The organism is Paenibacillus sp. FSL H7-0331 (assembly GCF_001956045.1).
Window position 1 is genome coordinate 444,844 of the sequence record NZ_MRTH01000003.1, and the last position, 17,339, is coordinate 462,182.

16 protein-coding genes and 1 tRNA gene are annotated in these 17,339 nt (G+C 44.7%); 11 read left to right on the forward strand and 6 right to left on the reverse strand.

What is annotated here, in order from left to right:
• Window positions 1–36: 36 nt before the first annotated feature.
• The gene (locus BK127_RS06860) at window positions 37–360 is read left to right on the forward strand and encodes a hypothetical protein (protein WP_076229236.1); all 324 of its coding nucleotides are present in this window, start codon (window positions 37–39) and stop codon (window positions 358–360) included.
• A 79-nt stretch (window positions 361–439) separates the two neighbouring features.
• On the opposite strand, the gene BK127_RS06865 is transcribed toward BK127_RS06860, so the two are convergent.
• Window positions 440–757 carry a hypothetical protein gene (locus BK127_RS06865; protein ID WP_076229237.1) on the reverse strand — a complete coding sequence of 106 codons (318 nt, stop codon included), beginning with the start codon at window positions 755–757 and terminating at the stop codon, window positions 440–442.
• Between the two features lie 105 nt (window positions 758–862).
• Here BK127_RS06865 and BK127_RS06870 point away from each other — a divergent pair, with 105 nt between their 5' ends.
• Complete coding sequence (locus tag BK127_RS06870) at window positions 863–1,078, forward strand: hypothetical protein (protein WP_076229238.1); 216 nt, start codon at window positions 863–865, stop codon at window positions 1,076–1,078.
• Between the two features lie 37 nt (window positions 1,079–1,115).
• On the opposite strand, the gene BK127_RS06875 is transcribed toward BK127_RS06870, so the two are convergent.
• Window positions 1,116–1,337 (reverse strand): hypothetical protein, encoded by a 222-nt coding sequence (locus tag BK127_RS06875; RefSeq protein ID WP_076229239.1) that lies wholly within the window; start codon window positions 1,335–1,337, stop codon window positions 1,116–1,118.
• A 328-nt stretch (window positions 1,338–1,665) separates the two neighbouring features.
• Here BK127_RS06875 and BK127_RS06880 point away from each other — a divergent pair.
• The 5 genes from BK127_RS06880 to BK127_RS06900 all read left to right on the forward strand — a co-directional run bounded on the left by BK127_RS06880 (window position 1,666) and on the right by BK127_RS06900 (window position 6,012).
• Window positions 1,666–1,750, forward strand: a tRNA-Leu gene (locus BK127_RS06880).
• Window positions 1,751–2,024: 274 nt separating this feature from the next.
• On the forward strand, window positions 2,025–2,207 hold the full coding sequence (yhfH, locus tag BK127_RS06885) for a protein YhfH (RefSeq protein ID WP_076229240.1): 183 nt from the start codon (window positions 2,025–2,027) through the stop codon (window positions 2,205–2,207).
• A 128-nt stretch (window positions 2,208–2,335) separates the two neighbouring features.
• On the forward strand, window positions 2,336–3,673 hold the full coding sequence (locus tag BK127_RS06890) for a DRTGG domain-containing protein (RefSeq protein ID WP_076229241.1): 1,338 nt from the start codon (window positions 2,336–2,338) through the stop codon (window positions 3,671–3,673).
• Window positions 3,674–3,858: 185 nt separating this feature from the next.
• Window positions 3,859–5,580, forward strand: a complete 1,722-nt coding sequence (gene argS / locus BK127_RS06895) for an arginine--tRNA ligase (protein WP_076229242.1) — start codon at window positions 3,859–3,861, stop codon at window positions 5,578–5,580.
• Window positions 5,581–5,814: 234 nt separating this feature from the next.
• On the forward strand, window positions 5,815–6,012 hold the full coding sequence (locus BK127_RS06900) for a YqzE family protein (RefSeq protein WP_076229243.1): 198 nt from the start codon (window positions 5,815–5,817) through the stop codon (window positions 6,010–6,012).
• A 190-nt stretch (window positions 6,013–6,202) separates the two neighbouring features.
• Here the strand turns inward: BK127_RS06900 and BK127_RS06905 are convergent, their stop codons facing one another.
• The 3 genes from BK127_RS06905 to BK127_RS06915 all read right to left on the reverse strand — a co-directional run bounded on the left by BK127_RS06905 (window position 6,203) and on the right by BK127_RS06915 (window position 10,115).
• Entirely contained in the window at window positions 6,203–7,135 is a 933-nt protein-coding gene (locus BK127_RS06905; protein WP_076229244.1) for a hypothetical protein, read from the reverse strand.
• A gap of 158 nt (window positions 7,136–7,293) precedes the next feature.
• The gene (locus tag BK127_RS06910; RefSeq protein WP_076229245.1) at window positions 7,294–8,322 is read right to left on the reverse strand and encodes a YqhG family protein; all 1,029 of its coding nucleotides are present in this window, start codon (window positions 8,320–8,322) and stop codon (window positions 7,294–7,296) included.
• Entirely contained in the window at window positions 8,319–10,115 is a 1,797-nt protein-coding gene (locus tag BK127_RS06915) for a DEAD/DEAH box helicase (protein WP_076229246.1), read from the reverse strand. The genes BK127_RS06910 and BK127_RS06915 overlap by 4 nt, the downstream gene beginning before the upstream one ends.
• Before the next feature lie 155 nt (window positions 10,116–10,270).
• On the opposite strand from BK127_RS06915, the gene BK127_RS06920 reads away from it, so the two are divergent.
• Entirely contained in the window at window positions 10,271–11,116 is an 846-nt protein-coding gene (locus BK127_RS06920; protein ID WP_076229247.1) for a lipoate--protein ligase family protein, read from the forward strand.
• 94 nt (window positions 11,117–11,210) lie between these two features.
• On the opposite strand, the gene dat is transcribed toward BK127_RS06920, so the two are convergent.
• Window positions 11,211–12,044, reverse strand: coding sequence for a D-amino-acid transaminase (gene dat / locus BK127_RS06925; RefSeq protein ID WP_076229248.1), 834 nt, complete (start codon window positions 12,042–12,044; stop codon window positions 11,211–11,213).
• A gap of 313 nt (window positions 12,045–12,357) precedes the next feature.
• On the opposite strand from dat, the gene BK127_RS06930 reads away from it, so the two are divergent.
• The 3 genes from BK127_RS06930 to BK127_RS06940 all read left to right on the forward strand — a co-directional run bounded on the left by BK127_RS06930 (window position 12,358) and on the right by BK127_RS06940 (window position 16,684).
• Window positions 12,358–15,018, forward strand: coding sequence for an adenosylcobalamin-dependent ribonucleoside-diphosphate reductase (locus BK127_RS06930; RefSeq protein ID WP_076229249.1), 2,661 nt, complete (start codon window positions 12,358–12,360; stop codon window positions 15,016–15,018).
• Window positions 15,019–15,275: 257 nt separating this feature from the next.
• Window positions 15,276–15,617, forward strand: a complete 342-nt coding sequence (locus tag BK127_RS06935) for a hypothetical protein (protein WP_076229250.1) — start codon at window positions 15,276–15,278, stop codon at window positions 15,615–15,617.
• Between the two features lie 368 nt (window positions 15,618–15,985).
• Window positions 15,986–16,684, forward strand: a complete 699-nt coding sequence (locus tag BK127_RS06940) for a YHYH domain-containing protein (RefSeq protein WP_076229251.1) — start codon at window positions 15,986–15,988, stop codon at window positions 16,682–16,684.
• Window positions 16,685–17,339: the final 655 nt, after the last annotated feature.

Genomic DNA, 17,339 nt, shown 5'->3' on the forward strand with positions numbered 1-17,339 from the left:
ATAATACTATTATGCATAAGAGAGGAGGCATTTGCTATGGGGAATGAAATTCCAAACGATTTTTTCATGACCAAGTTAAGCGAAGCGAAAATTCACTTTGAACGTGCCCTCGATTGTAAACATACAGAATTTGATGATCTGTATCCCTATATGATTGAACATCCTCAATTTTTTTGGTACAAAAGATATGTGGCATGGTCCGAGCTGTTGACCATCGTGAAGTTGTGCAATGAGCTTGGGGTAGAGTGGCAGCAGAATTTTTCCGAACAGCAAGTTGATTACATCAGCAAGCGCGTAATGTCGAGCAAGGTATTGGATTACTGGTTTGAAACCAATGATTCCAAAGAACATGTCAGCTAATCGTATTTGGGTACGATCCATAGTAGGGAAACCTATTCTCCTTGGTGGGAATAGGTTTTTTGTTGTATCAGCATACTGGTTATTGTAGAGGCAGAATGTTCATGTTCTTGATATGGGCTTTGGTTTCATCTGTACCGAGCTCATACAGCTTGCTGTAGATCTGAGAGAGATAATAATCAGCCGCGTCATTTTCTTTGTCATTATGGTACAACCGGATAGGGATGTGTGCCCTGAAAAAAGTATCGTCTTGTGCGTCCTCGGATTCTTCGAATAGCTCTTGCAGTTGGTCGATCTCCTCTTCGGTGGCCAATATCTCAAAATCAAAATTACCGATGGTTTCTTGTGGTTCTAATATCTCGCTGGAGCCAACGGTCACATAATAGTTTTTTTTGTCCAAGTCAACAATCTCCTTTGATGGGTTCATGTAGCGTGTCCTGTTTATTGTGTGCTCGGATTGGTGTATTCTATACTTAATGACGGATGTAAGGGAGGCGTACAAATCATGATTAGTGAAGAGCAGTTGGATCAATACCGCATAGACGGCACAAAGCTTCGCGTGGTCAGGGATGCTGATCCGAAGAATGATGTTCGGGGGATCGTGGTCGCCTGGGATGACGAAACTGTGGCCATCCGTAAGCAGAATCGTAATGTCGTGAAGCTGAATCGTAAATATCATTATCAGCCCTACACGGAGGATCGCTATAACGAATGGCTTTAGATACGTCGTCTAATCTGAGTCATAACGGTCCGATGTTCTAATTCTTAAAGGACCCGATAATAAACAGCACACCTAGCGCGGCCAGCATGCCGATGAAAATGAGCAAAATTCCGCTAATGAAGGCAAAAGCTCCGGGTATTAGCAAGCTAACTACCAAAGTAATACCGATGACCCATAACAAACTGTGAAACGACATCCGAATAAAGCCCCATATAAATAAAGCAGCAGTAATGCCGATCATCAGTTGAAGCAGTACCATATATATTCGCCCCCTTCTTGACTATTATATGGAGCCTGTATGCAAACATGATGAATGTGTCATACGAAATTAAAAGCCTGCATAGGATACATCAACAATGTATGGAATGCGGTATGATGCTCTATATGGAAACAGGGAGGTGGGGGGCATGTCGGACAATGGCTCAGCGTTAAAAGGAACCATATTCGGACTTTTGTTCACGCTTCCTATCTGGATTGTTGCTGGATGGTTAGTGTGGATTTGGTGTAAATGAACCTGTTTACAAAAAAAATAAAAACAACGTTGACATCAGTAATATATCGTGATATATTATCTCTTGTCGCTACAAGCGGTCATGGCGGAATTGGCAGACGCGCACGGTTCAGGTCCGTGTGGGCTAACCCCCCGTGGAGGTTCGAGTCCTCTTGACCGCATCATATGTACTGAAAAACCTTCAATTCATTTTGAAGGTTTTTTTGTTGTTTCAGCATGCACATACTTCACTTGATTCATATTCGAAATTAAAAAGGCAGACGAATGAGTACATTCGATCTGTCCTTTTTACATTGTTATACAACAAAAAAATATATGTAAAACAGTATTGTACAGTTCGAGCTTTTGTTATACAATAAAAAAATAAAATATAAACTGTGTTAATACAGTATTAGCTTGTAGGATCAATGACTATTTATTAGGGAGATGGGATGGATGTTGGTTAGTTCAAGCACTTTTTATGAATCGCTTCCTGATAAATGCTGCTCGAAATGCGGGGAGAAGCTGGAAGAGCTCGCTGACTGTTATTACACCGTATGTTATGCGTGCACAGAAACTACCTTTTATCCGTTATCACCGGTCTATTTGACCCTTAATTACCCAGCAGTGAAGGAATAATGAAGGGACGGTCATGATTGATGTTGAAGGCAGTTCTTTTTCCGAATGTGGAAAGGAACTGTTTTTTTGTGCTGTTATCGTATAATATAAAAACAGAGTGATACAGCGGTAGCGTGAGGTGAAAAAGCATGAACGAGGATAATCAGGAGTTTCTCACTAAACATCAACAAATTGTTCAATATATAGAAGAATTAAGTGTTGGCACGCGCATTTCGGTTAGAAAGGTCGCTCAAACGCTTGAAGTAAGCGAGGGAACTGCATATCGGGCTATTAAAGAAGCGGAAAGCTTAGGTATCGTCAGCACGAAGGATCGGATCGGTACGGTTCGCGTGGAGAAAAAAGAGTATTTGAAGATCGATAAACTGACGTTTGCCGAGGTCGTGAATATTGTGGATGGCGAAGTCATTGGTGGAGCCAAGGGACTGCATAAATCGTTACATAAGTTCGTCATTGGAGCGATGCAGCTCGAAGCGATGAAACGCTATATCGATCCGGATAATTTGTTGATTGTCGGTAACAGAACGCAGGCTCATGTGTATGCATTGGGGCAGGGGGCAGGCGTGCTGATTACGGGGGGGTTCCATCCCTTGGATGAAGCCAAAGAGCTGGCAGATGAGCTGGAACTTCCTATAATCGTTACTAGTTATGATACTTTTACAGTGGCTACCATGATCAATCGGGCCATTGACGATAGAATGATTAAAAAGAAAATCATGCTGGTTCAAGACATACTCAGAACGGATCCAGATACTCAAGTGTATGTCCTCCATGCCAAAGATAAGGTATCGGATGTGCAGCAATTAATAGAAGAGTCGGGTCATACCCGTTTCCCGGTAGTTGACGAGCAATATAGACCCATTGGGATGATTACGACGAGAGATGTCTGGGGCTCAGAGCCAGATCAAACGGTCGATCAATTCATGACTAAAAATCCGCTGACGATCGAGTCGCAAGCCTCTGTTGCTTATGTCAGCCACACGATGGTGTGGGAAGGGATAGAGCTGCTGCCAGTAGTTGGAAAAGACCGTAGAATGATTGGTGTCATCAGCCGTAAAGATGTATTAAAGGCGCTTCAGTTTGCACAGACGCAACCGCAAAACGGGGAAACCTTTGAAGATCAGCTCTGGTCCAGTGTGGAGAAAATGCGTGACAAGAACGGACAATTGTTCTATCGCCGAACGATATCAGCACAAATGACCAATCATGTCGGTATGGTATCAGAAGGATTAATGACAACTTTGATGAGTCAGGCTGCCATGCGTATAGTTAAAGAAGAGAAGAGGGGAAACCTGATATTGGACAGCTCATCGAACTTTTTTCTGTTGCCTATCCCCATCGATAGTGTAATCGATCTGGTTCCTAACATTATTGAGCTTAGTCGAAGATACTGCAAGATCGAGGTTGAAATCTACTGTGATGGATCCCGTATGGCCAAATCGATGTTCACTGCTCGTTTGGCCGATTAAGGCTTAAAGGGTTCTTGTTACTTTGCTGCTTGACTCGATTTTTGCGGATAGCTATAATGTTCATAGACAATTAACGGTATTTTGGGACTGAAGTCTAACAAGCACCCCGTCCCGGGGTGCTTTATTGCATACAAGGCAGTTTCATCGTTGGACAAGCAGTTGTTGTAGAGAGGGGCATATCATTCATGGATTATAAGCATTTGTTAGCAACACAATTAGGCTCACAATTAGAGGGCGTAGATGAAGCGACGATCATGGAACTGATCGAATACCCACCGAATCCTCAAATGGGGGATTTGTCGATGCCATGCTTCAAGTTCAGCAAGCTGCTGCGCAGAGCGCCGCAAGCGATAGCTGAAGAGCTGGCAACAAGCTGGAAGGAGCATCCGGCCGTTCAGCGGGTAGAAGCGGTTGCAGGGTACTTCAATGTATTTTTACAGCCTGGGCATCTGGCATCCAGTGTAATTGGTGAGATTCTGGAGCAGCAGGATCGCTACGGATCGCAAAATATCGGACAGGGCCGTAATATCGTCATCGATTTTTCATCACCTAATATTGCAAAGACGTTTCATATTGGACATCTGCGTTCAACGATGATCGGCAATGCAATCTATAAGATTCATGAATTTCTTGGTTATCATTGTGTGGGAATTAATCATTTGGGTGATTGGGGTACGCAGTTCGGCAAGCTGATTGTCGCGTACAAGCTATGGGGAGAACAGGCTACCGTTGAAGCAGAAGGCATTGGAGAGCTTCAGCGTTTGTACATCAAGTTCCATGATGAAGCGGAGCAGAATCCTGAGCTGGAAAATGAGGCGCGTCTGTGCTTTGTTCGGTTGGAGCAAGGTGATGAGGAAGCGATTAAGCTATGGAAATGGTTTGTGGAGATCAGTCTTAAGGAATTCGAAAAAATGTATGAGCTGCTCGGCGTGAAGTTTGATGCGTACACGGGCGAAAGCTTTTATAATGATAAAATGGCTGCTATTGTTGAGGAGCTGAAGGTTAAGAACTTGCTTGAAGAGGATGAAGGCGCGCAATTGGTGCGTTTGGATGACTACAATATGCCACCAGCCTTGATGATCAAAAAAGATGGCGGTACCTTGTATCATACTCGTGATGTGACCGCGGCTGTCTATCGCCAGGCCACCTATGATTTTGAAAAATGTATTTATGTGACTGACGCCGGGCAAAGTCTTCACTTCCAGCAGTGGTTCAAGGTCATCGAGCTGATGGGCTACGATTGGCATAATCGTCTTGTGCATGTGCCTTTCGGCAAGGTTAGTCTTGAAGGTGCGAAGCTCTCTACGCGTAAGGGCAATGTGATTCGACTGGAAGAGCTGCTTACGCAGGCTATTGAAAAAACGAGTGAAATCATTGAGCAAAAGAACCCGGATCTGGACAATAAAGCTGCGATCGCCCAGGAAGTAGGCGTGGGTGCCATTATTTTTAGCGATTTAAGTAATAACCGGATCAAGGATATTGTCTTCTCATGGGAGGAAGCATTGAATTTTGAGGGTGAGACTGGACCCTATGTCCAGTATACCCATGCCAGAGCGAGCAGTGTGCTGCGCAAAGCTGGAGAGCGAGCAGTTGGCGAGGAGCTTCCATTGAAGCTGGAGAATCATGCTGCCGACCTGCTGGTTAACGCCTCCGAGCAAGCCCTGTTGAAACAGTTGTATGTATTCAAGGAACGTCTGGAGCAATCGGCGCAGAAGCTGGAGCCTTCTGTAGTCAGCCGTTATTTGGTTGATTTGGCGCAAAGCTTTAACCGATTCTACCATGATAGCCCGATACTGATTGAGGATGCAGCTCTTCGACAAGCAAGATTGGCTTTGGTAAGATGCACACAAATTACGATTCGCAACGGGCTAACTTTAATTGGGTTGAAAGCACCGGAAAAAATGTAATTCAGTACGCAGTAATGAAAAAGTAGATGGATACATGTGTTGGTGAGAGCCTGCAGAGGGATAAGATGATGAAGTAAACGTCATTGTCACTCCTTGCAGGCTCTTTATTCTGGCAGCTTTAGGATGTCAGCAAATCCATGCAGTGATGGAGACTTATATCAGGATGTTCCCTTTCTTGAGAGGTTTGTAAACAGACGATCCCGGTTACACTTGAAATACGGGGGTGACTGAGGTTTGGCACAGGGTGAAGAATGGGTCACATACGTTACAGAGAAGCTGCTGGATTATGTGGAAACCCCAAGAAAAATTCGCAAGCAAACAAGAGCTATTCACCGAAAGGTACGTGAGCCTTGGCCGTATCGTTGGTTTGGAATGGTACCTTATGCAATAGCAATGTGGCTTAAAGGGCTGCTTAATAAGAAAAGCTTCTGATCGAAGCCTATTCGAGGAAGATACATCCGTGTTTTAAATGTAGCTTTTCTTGCAATATCAGAATATTCAGCTCTGCTGAAAACTTATACATTCTGATATTATAAAAAATGAAAAGCTTCTTGCCATCCTGATCGACTGGGAAGTCGATTACAGCAGGTAGGAAGCTTTTCTATATAAGGAGGAGAACAACCTAAGGGGAGGATCGGAAAAGGTTTCCAGATTGGGATAAGAAGGAGTAGGGAATCGCACGATGCCCATCCTGTTCCAGCAGTAGAAATGCTTCATCATTGGACCATTGATGGAAGCCGATAACTGCGACTACCATGCGTGTTTTGGTTTGGTAAAGCTCTGCCGTGTAGATTAACCTTCGCTGCTGCTGAAGCTCACCTTGAAGCTCAGTAAAGGATGTGAAGCTGGCAGGTACACCTTGTATCCACGGAAGCTTCTCATAAGGGTCAAAGGAAGGAATTGCCTGTCTCTGCTTTATCGTATGTTCGGAAAGTAAGGAAGTGTCAGCAGCGTTTGCTTGATCGGTATTTTTCTGAAGCAGGTCAAGCTGACCAATGGGCAAGGATTCTCCGGTGATGGCATCCAGATAATAATAAGTACCACCAGATTCTACAATCCACAGGGCATATAGAGGATTCACGTACCAAGGCTGAACTGTATAAGAGCTATGTATAAGTTCGAGCTGTACCAGTGAACGGTACAGAGTTTGCAGGCTGAACAGCGGCTTCCCGCCGCTGCCGTATTCGGTAAGCTGGTACTTGTTGGGATTAGCTGGATCGGCAGCGTGAATGACCATATAGCCAGCATCACGACCATCAGATTGTATGAGGACAATCCAGCCGTGTGTTCCGGGTCCGAGTGAGTAGCCCGACCAGGTTGCTTGCTTCCACGCGCTGTAGCCTGGTTCAGCTGACAACTGCTTCATCCATTGCTGGACAGCTTCCATGAAGGAAGGTGCCTGCACAATACTATTGGAATCAGGCGGGGTCTGCATGGCAGCGGGTACAGGCACGGTCTGGGCAGCTAGCGGCAATGCGGCCGAAGAGAGTGAAGATGGGAGTGAAAGGCTTGTCCATAGCAGTAACGAAATGACCCATAGTTTTGCTTTATCCATAAATTCACCTGCTTTCTAGATGTCCACGTGATATTCGACATCTCCTGTTGCTTCGCTATGCATCTATTGTACTGAATATGTGTTAATTATTTTGTTACAACCTGTATCTCAAATAAACAAAGTTTGTTACTTATTTTGCTGTCACGTAGCACAATACGTCATCTACTGTGTATACCCACTGTTTGTAAATGAAAAAGACCGCAGTTGATGACGGATATCATGATGCGCGGCCGATACTGCCATTCGATTTCCTGTCTCCGGTTCGTATACTGCTGTTCAATATCTGACTTGTGCTCCAGCTCAGTACTCTGTATTAAGGGCTTGTAGTAGCTGTCAATCCGGTCTATTTCCTCCTGCAAGCGGCTGCCTGCTTCTTCTGCCCATCGATGATCATATCCTCGCAGCAGCTGTTCCAGGTGCTGCTCCAGATACAGGACAGCGCGTGCCAATGTAATGGTATCCGGATTCAGAAATACGTGTGCAGGCAAACGAGGTGTTAGCTGCCTGGTTAGCAGCAGCTCTTGAAATTGTCTGCGAATTTCGCCAGTACCCAAATGAATGCCCAGTGAATGGATCTCGCTTCGCTTCATATCACAGGCCAATTCTACCTTGAAATTAACTTGCAGCCAGTTCTCATAGGCGGAGGTGGTACGTGATTTGGGTTGATCCGGTATGAACTGCTCATACAAGTGAACAAATTTACCTTTACTGCGGACAACATCAAAAAGCTGCAGCAAGCGACGGCTCCCGAAGGTGACCTCATCCTTAGGAATCCTTGCGGTGATCTGTGTGGGGACAAATCCAAAATATCGTCCAAGGATGCTGTCCGGCTGCGGTTGTGGTGATACGGGATTGCCAGTTGATGGTACCGCAGCTGCGGCGGGTAGGGATACCCCACCAGAAGTAACATATCCGGCAACGGCCTGCGGTTGTTGATTCGCAGCTGGTTGTGCAGACTGGGTTACTGCGTTGTGCGCATCGGGTTCAAAGATAAAGGTGCAAGTCATGGTCTCTGGTACAACTCCGGTTCGCTCCACAAAGCTCCAATAATAAGGGCGGAAGGTAAGCTCCTTATCGGCCGAAGGGGAAAGCTTGGCGGTGACATAAGCTGGATGCTTTTCGATAATATCGCACTTCTCGGCTTGCAGGAAACGCATAACGAACCGTTCAATCTGCTCAGGTTTCATGGGAGCACCTCCGTGTCGTGGATGATCGGTTGTCCTAAGGCATCTAGGATCAAGGTGAGCGGAGCTGCATCCTGCACCTGCTGAAGGGCTTCATTACGAATAGACGAGATCGAGTGTCCCAGTTCGTCTATGTTACGACGAATCTCCTCATCGCTGCGGGAGGTTAATATCATTTTGGCTAGATGGGTTTCTAGCGTTTGCGTTTTGTCAAAGCGTTCCAATATCGTATCCAGCTCACCGATTACGAGCTCGAACATGTTGATTTTTTCATGAAGCAGCGACAAAATATATTGTTCTATCGTTCCTTCTGTGGCCAAATTGTAGATATGCACATCATGTGTCTGCCCAAGCCGATGCACACGTCCAATTCGCTGCTCCACCCGCATTGGATTCCATGGCAAATCAAAGTTGATCATGTTGTGGCAAAACTGTAGATTGATCCCTTCACCGCCAGCCTCCGTAGCAACAAGCACCTGTGCCCGATTGCGAAACAGATCCATCATCCAATCCTTTTTGCCGCGATTCATGCCGCCTCTGTAAGGTACTGCAGAGAATCCGTGCTCCTTTAAATAGTGCATCAAATATTCTTGTGAAGCGCGATACTCGGTGAAAATAATGACCTTATCGTTGATCTCCTTGATGAGCTCGATAACGGCCTCTGCCTTCGTATTTGCCTTGATGCTGCGGATCAGCTCGATCAGCTCCCAAATGCGGGGCCGTGATGGGGAATCCTCAGGTGTTTTTTTGAACATGTTCACAAGTGTAAGGAATACGGCATCACGACTGCTGCACACTTCCCTTTGAAGCGTTACCAGTGATAAAGCACTGCTGAAGTCGCCGCCTGAATCCTCAAACCGCCCTTTTACGAATGCAGTCACGCCCTCGTAAAGCGCTTGCTCCTGCGGTGACAGCTTTAATGTCAGGTTCCGGACAACTCGTTTTGTAAAATGAATATTGCCGTCACTGCGGCGATTGCGGATCATTACCTTGGACAGCTCATGCTGAAGCTGATCTTCGTTTTTGGGAATGCGTTTATCGACTACGTAATTGCTCTGAAAGCTGCTTTGTCCGCCTAATTGACCTGGCTTTAGCAGGGTGATGAGGTTGTAGAGCTCCTTCAGATCGTTTTGCACGGGAGTTGCCGTCAGCAGCAGACAATATTTTTTGCGCAGCTCGGTAACGAACTGGTAATTGGTCGTCTTTTTGTTCTTAAGCTTGTGAGCTTCATCAATTATGAGCATGTCGTATTCGAGACCGAGTACGATGTCCCGATGCGGGTCCCGTTTGGCGGTGTCCATCGATGCGACGACAATGTCGGCCTGCTCCCACATGTAGGCTTTTTTGTGGGCAACCGCAGGGATTGCAAATTTCTGGTTCAGTTCACGAACCCATTGCAGTACGAGAGAGGCTGGTACCAGAATGAGCACTTTTTTGACGAGACCTCTGATGATATACTCTTTTAAAATGAGACCAGCTTCGATGGTTTTACCCAATCCGACCTCATCGGCAAGAATCGCACGGCCACGCATCTCGGTCAGTACTTTTTTTGCGGTATCGATTTGATGGCTCATTGGAGTCACATTCTGAATGTGCACAAGGCATTGCAGCTCGTCAAAGCTCGAAATCAGGCTGGCCTGTTCAGCTTCATAGGCAAGCTGGTACAGAGTCCAATCATCCCATGGCCCGTTGCGCATCGCTTTCGTGTGCAGTTCTTCAAACCAGTCACGTCCAAAATGCAGCTGGACATGGTCGTTAAAGGGACGTATATATTCGTTAGGGCCGGATGGTTGCACAGGTAGTGTCTCCTTTCATGCTTCTCGTTCGGAAGAACCTTGGTAGAAGGCTAGCATTACGTAGTAGTATGGACGAAAAGAAGCACTTTCATAACTAGTTCGGATGCATTATGATAGTGGGTAGCACTAAATAAAGCTCAAGAGGAGGCAGGAATATGACTAAGCAATGGCGGTTTCTTTCATCAGGCAGGCAGCATCCTGCTTATAATATGGCAGTGGATGAAGCAATATTGACGGCTCATAGTGAAGGTAAGGTGCCGCCAACGGTACGATTCTATGGCTGGGATCCGGCTACGCTGTCGATTGGTTACTTCCAACGGGCAGCCGAGGAAATCAATTTTGAGCAATTAAAGCAGGAAGGTTTGGGATTCGTTAGACGTCCGACGGGAGGGCGCGCGGTGCTGCATGATCAGGAGTTGACTTATAGTATTATTGTGGCTGAGAATTACCCGGGAATTCCACGGAGTGTGACTGAGGCCTACCGGGTTCTGAGTGAAGGGCTTGTGCTTGGTTTTCGCAAGCTGGGACTGGATGCCGAAATGGTACAGCTGGCAAGTGAAGACGATAAGCGCAAATATGAGTCGATGGGGTCAGCGGCTTGTTTTGATTCTCCATCCTGGTACGAGCTGGTTGTCGAGGGACGTAAAATCGCAGGCAGCGCGCAAACGAGGCAAAAGCAGGTGGTGCTGCAGCATGGGTCTATTTTGCTGGATATGGATGTGGATCAGCTATTTCGGGTGCTGTTATTCAGAAGCGAGCGATTGCAGGAGCGGCTGCGGCAGCAATTTGTACATAAAGCGGTAGCGATCAATGATCTGTGTCGCGATCTTGGAAGGGCTGTTGTAGCATTGCCTGAAGTGGAGGATGCTTTTCGAATCGGTTTGGCCGAAGGCTTGGGAGTTGAGCTGGTGGAAGAGGGGTTAACGGATTACGAGATAGCATTGGCCGAGCAGCTAATGGCAGATAAATACGCTAATGAAACATGGAACCTCCGGAGATAATATGCTTCGGAGGTTTTTTTGTGTTTTTTCTAGCAAAAGCTGTTTTAAATATACAAAGTTCAGGGTAAATACAAGATTAGAAGTTATTAAAATCCTAAGCCAGTCCGATGTGCTTTCTGAAAGCTTGCTGCAGTTGACGCGTGATCGGTCCAGGAAAGCCTTGAGCAATAGGGACATTATCAATGGATATCACAGGGGTGATTTCAACGGTGGTTCCGGTTATGAAAGCTTCCTCTGCGAGCTTTAATTCATCTAATAGGAATGGAGTTTCGTGTACCTCCAGTTGAAGCTGTCGGGCCAGCTTAAGGACGACATCGCGTGTAATCCCATGCAGGATCAGGTTGTTCGCCGGATGGGTCCACAGCTCTCCATTCTTAATGAGCATGAAGTTGGAGGCGCTGCATTCCGTAATGGTTCCATTCCGATGCCAAATAACATCGTCGGCTCCACGGTCCAGTGCATCCTGCTTGGCCATTACATTGGGTAGTAAATTCAACGTCTTCAGATCACAGCGAAGCCAGCGAATATCGTCAGCAGTTACGGCGGTTATCCCTTGATCCATCTTATGTATAGGGCGCTGCATCTCAGTGGTGAACGCCATCAGGACAGGCTCGGGTTGACTCGGAAAAGGATGTGAGCGCAGGGCACTGCCTCGTGTTACTTGTATATAGACAGTACCTTCCTGCAGATGGTTAAGTTGAATGAGCTCGATCAGCCTTTCATGAAGCTCCTTGATGCTGTATGGCAGGCAAATACGGACATCTGCTGCGCTTTTTTCCAGTCTGCGGTAATGCCCCTCGGCTTCAAACAACTCTCCGTTATATACGCGGAATACCTCATAGATTCCATCTCCAAAGTAGTATCCGCGATCATCAGGCGATATGGCTACTTCTTCTTTTGGTACAAATTGATGTTGATATAAATACAATTGAATGCCTCCTAGCAAATGGGAACATGTGTTTGATTATCTGGGCGTAATATGTTAAATTAGAAATAACCCTTACCGCAACGGAATAACCGAAATTATCCTTATGAATAGGGTATCAAGGAGATAGGCAGAAGTCAACGAATGAAAAACCTCGATAGAAAGAGAAAAATTAAGCAAAAGCCGCCGCATCTTGTCCTAACTGCTGTATTTCGTCATCACCCTATTAGAAAAACTACATATAGTGAACTATAATGATTCATACATACTACATATTGTGTTTTAATTGCATCTAATTCCTCGGGAGGTTATTACTTTGAATAAAATCGAAAGCTCCAGACTCCATGGTTTAAGTGAAAAAATCTTTCTTGACCGCTATGCCTTGAAAAATGCGGATACGAGTATGACTCAAGTCGGTGATACCGTGCTGGTTCTGACCAAGGACGATCCCAAATTTCCAGCAAAGGAAGTTGGTGAGATCGTTAGCAGGAATGGTAGCCAGGTAAAAGTGAAGCTCCGTAATGGAGAACTGGTCGATTCGACTGTAGAAAAGCTTACCTTAACTATTGAGAAAACGCCGGAGCAAATGTGGGACCGTCTCGCATCGGCAATGGCTTCTGTAGAAGCAACTCCCGAAAAAAAGACTGAGTGGACAGAGAAATTCAGAGCTTTATTGGACGATTGGAAGCTAGTTCCCGGTGGACGTATTGCTGCCGGTGCTGATGCCAGTGATGAGCTTACCTTGTTTAATTGCTATGTCATACCTTCTCCCCATGACAGCCGGGGCGGTATTATGGCTACGTTATCGGAGATGACTGAAATCATGGCACGAGGCGGGGGGGTCGGAATTAATTTGTCGTCATTGCGTCCACGACGTGCGATCGTCAAAGGTGTCAACGGATCATCGAGCGGAGCCGTCTCTTGGGGAGGATTATTTAGTTATGCTACGGGTCTCATCGAGCAGGGAGGCAGTCGTAGAGGGGCTTTAATGCTGATGATGAATGATTGGCATCCGGATGTAGTCGATTTTATTACGGTGAAACAGACGATGGGGCAGATTACGAACGCCAATCTATCCGTATGCGTCAGCAACGGTTTTATGAAGGCCGTTAAGGAGGATCTGGATTGGCAGTTGGTTTACCCAGACACGAATGACCCTGATTACGATACCGTCTGGAATGGCGATCTGGATAAATGGAAAAAGCTCGGTAAGCAGGTTCATGTGCAGCGTACGGTCAAAGCGCGTGAAATATGGCACACTATCATGGAATCCGCCTGGAAGTCGGCAGAGCCAGGTGTTGTTTTCATGGAATATTACAACCAGATGTCGAACAGCTGGTATTTTAATCCGATCATTTGTACAAATCCATGCGGTGAGCAAGGGCTGCCAGCCTGGGGTGTATGCAATCTGTCAGCAATCAATCTTTCCAAGTTTTATGATGAGCAGAAGCAGGATGTCGATTGGGCTGACCTGGGTAGAGTCGTGCGTCATTCCACACGATTCCTCGACAATGTCATCGATAAGACCCCTTATCACTTTGAAGAAAATCGAATTAATCAGCAGGGAGAACGTCGTGTAGGTTTGGGTACGATGGGTTTAGCTGAATTGATGATCAAGCTGCAAATTCGTTATGGAAGTCCGGAATCATTGCTGTTTCTGGATCAGCTGTACGGTTTTATGGCCAAGGAAGCCTATTTGGCTTCAGCCGACATTGCTGCGGAAAAGGGTAGCTTCGAGCGCTTCGAGGCCGAGCCCTTTCTGCAAAGCGGGTTCATGAAGACGATGACGAGCGTTTACCCCGAGGTGGGAGCGGCGATTCAACAAAAAGGGATGCGCAATGTGACCGTGATTACGCAGGCCCCAACAGGAAGTACAGGTACAATGGTTGGCACTTCGACCGGAATCGAGCCCTATTTTGCATTCGAATACTACAGGCAAAGCCGGCTTGGCTTTGACAAGCAATTGGTACCGATAGCACAGGATTGGAAAGATGCGCATGCCGAAGAGGATCTTCCGGATTATTTTGTAACCTCCATGGATTTGTCAGCTGAAGATCATATAAGGGTACAGGCCGCGATTCAGAAGTGGGTGGACAGCTCGATTTCCAAAACAGCAAATTGTCCGGCGGACTTTACGCTAGAGGAAACGAAACGACTTTATGAGCTGGCCTTTGATTTGGGCTGCAAGGGTGTAACGATATATCGTGATGGAAGTCGTGACGTACAGGTGCTTTCAACAGATAAGAAAGAAGAGAGCAAGGTAGCGCAGGGAGAGAAGGAAGCGGTTGTGCAGGGAGAACAAGCAAATGCAGAACAAGCGCAGCCAGATAAAGTTCAACCAGAACCAACAAGACAGCAAGAGAAAGACAAAGCGGCGGCGGCTGGAGGTTCTATCGAGGTTGAGAAGTCCCAAGTGACATACGCACCAATCACGAGCAGTGGGGTTGTGGATAAGCAGTATAAAAGCCGTCCGCAGGTGCTGCGCGGCGCAACCTATAAGTTCAATACTCCATTCGGCATGGCTTACATTACGATTAACGAGATGAATGGCTCACCGAGCGAGGTATTCCTGAACGTTGGGAAGGCGGGGTCCGACGTATTTGCGATGTCCGAGGCTCTTGGACGAGTCTGCTCGCTATTCCTGCGCTATGGTGATCACGGAAATAAAGTGCAGTTGTTAACGAAGCATCTGAAGGGTATAGGTGGATCAGGTGCAATCGGCTTTGGCCCTAATCGAGTGGAATCTATTGCTGATGCAGTGGCTCAGGCATTGGAAATACACGGAAGTGCCCCGAACGAAGCCGATGCTTATGTAACGGCAACGCAGGAAGTCATTATGGAGACAACCGCACAGTATGCAGTCAATCGGAACTCAGCAATCTCGCTGGATTTATGTCCATCATGCGGCTCAGCTTCACTGATTAATAGTGAAGGCTGCAAAAATTGCAGCAACTGCGGGTATGGGAGATGTAATTGAGTATATAGGTTTGTATTAGGATAAAAGGTGTGGTAGTGTAAGCTGTAATTAATTATGTCGGTAGTTGGAAGATCATATGTCGTGTGCTTTGAACATGATATGTCGCTTTAGATAAGCCTGAACCTACGAGGTTCAGGCTTTTTGCTTATTGTATTTGTTTTTTGATTAGTTTAAACCTTTTCATTTAGTGGAATAATTGGAATATGTATGTAAATCAATTTTTGACGATAATTTGACGCTTTTAAGGAGGAAGTTATTTGGATTGGAAAAGTAAGAGGTCTTGGGTTCAAGAAGATGCAATGTACTCGCCCAAACGGAAAGTAAATAACAAAGGAAGTAGGGAGCATAAACACATTATTGGTTCAATTCCCAGTCGTAAAATGAATCGTAGTATTAGCTATGAATCTTTATGGGGAGAGTGTTTGTTTTATTACTTTCTTGAGATTGATCCGCTCACAGTTAGGTACTACGAGCAGCCTGTTGTAGTAACTTTTAGGGAGTTGAATGCTCAATTTGTACTAGTTGAAAAAGAACATGTTCCTGATACGTTGGCATTCCGTCAACATTATCCAGATCGTATCGGCCAACATCTACGCTGAATTTTTTTCTCCCCTCGGGGAGAAGTCTTTTAAAATGAGTTTACACAAAAGATTTGACAGACCCCTATTATTTGTAAGTTTTCCTATGAAAGCCGCCTTTAAGACATTATTGACTCAAAAAAATTACTATTTGAAATATTTCTTTTGTTTGCTCTAACTTTTCTAAGTCTCGAATATGATGGAATTGCTTGAAAAATTTCTCTTCAATTGCTTGAAATACGACCCAACGTTGACTGCTTGTTCATTCCATTTGACCAACCCCCTTTCTTTTAAAATGCATCTTTTAATATGAAAATATAATTGCTGTAATTTAATTTCCATGGTAATATCTACTGGGTAATTTGAATCATACTAGGAGGTCGTACCATTTGATTTTCAAAAAGACAATTCTTACTATTGCACTACTCAGTCTATCTTTTGCATCATTTTCAAGTGCCCATCCGGGAAAGACTGATTCTAAAGGTGGTCATACTTGCTGGACTAATTGTGCAAAATGGGGTTTAAAGGATGGTGAGTATCACTATCATAAAGGTGGCTTTTTCATAGGCGAAATCCCAACGAATAAACCTACGCCTTCCACATCTGATGTTGAAGAAGTTATTCCAGCTGGACATGTTAAAGTTACTCTTCCGTCATTTAAGGTTTATATTAACTATAAAACTGGAGCTTCAGACGCTCAAAACTCTACTTTAAAATACCCACTTTTTTTGTATAATGATATCATCTACGCACCGTTGAATTATGATATGTGTTCAACTCTTACGATTGAAAACAATTGGTCAAGTGAAGTGGGTTTATCATTAAAAAAAACTGACACAGAGATTGGGGAGGGTGTGCGTTTCCAACGCATTGAGGGATCCTCTACTCAGCCTACAAACATGTATGCACACCTTCCAACATTCAATATTTTTATCAATGATGTATGGGTGGATAATGGGAATGAAGAATATCCATTTTTAGTTTATAATGATGTAACATACTATCCAATGACTTGGCATTTTAATAGTAAATTTGGTCTAACCACCGGATTAAAAGACAATAGGTTCGATATTTTTAAAGTAGATTAAGGGCTGCCATTGGCAGCTTTTTATTTTCCAAGTAAAATATGAGTTTTATTTAATCTTTCAAGATCATAACTTTTACTTGTTACAAGTTTGATAGGAATTTCAATACCCATTATTTAAGCAACTTTTGATCGATGAAAACCTCTATATATTCTTAGTCCAGTTTTTTCATCTATACTCTGATCGTATCGCAGTTATTATGATAACAACCAGCAAATTTAATATTAGAAAACAAAAAATAAGCTTGCTTAATAACATCATCACATATAAACAGTATCATTTCATAATACATTAGATGTAATTTCTGTAGATGATAAATATTTACGATTTTCTTTAATTCTTGATCATTTATATAAAGTAGGAGCCTTTCTCTAACTTCCCAAACGGTTTTAATATCGAGACAATATGTACAGCCAATATTCCTTAATAATGACTCATCACCAGATAGTAAAGAGCATTCTTGATTGCACTCTTCTTTATTACACCTCCATGTGTCCTGAATCTAACCATCACTTTGCTGTATAGCAAAATGATTTAAGGAAGCATCCGAATGAGAAGTTATCTGGCGTTATAACTAAACTAAACCAGCTAATAGTTGTCAAGATTTTTCTCTAAAAAACTTCTAATTTACGTGCTATACTAAAAATGAACATGCCAA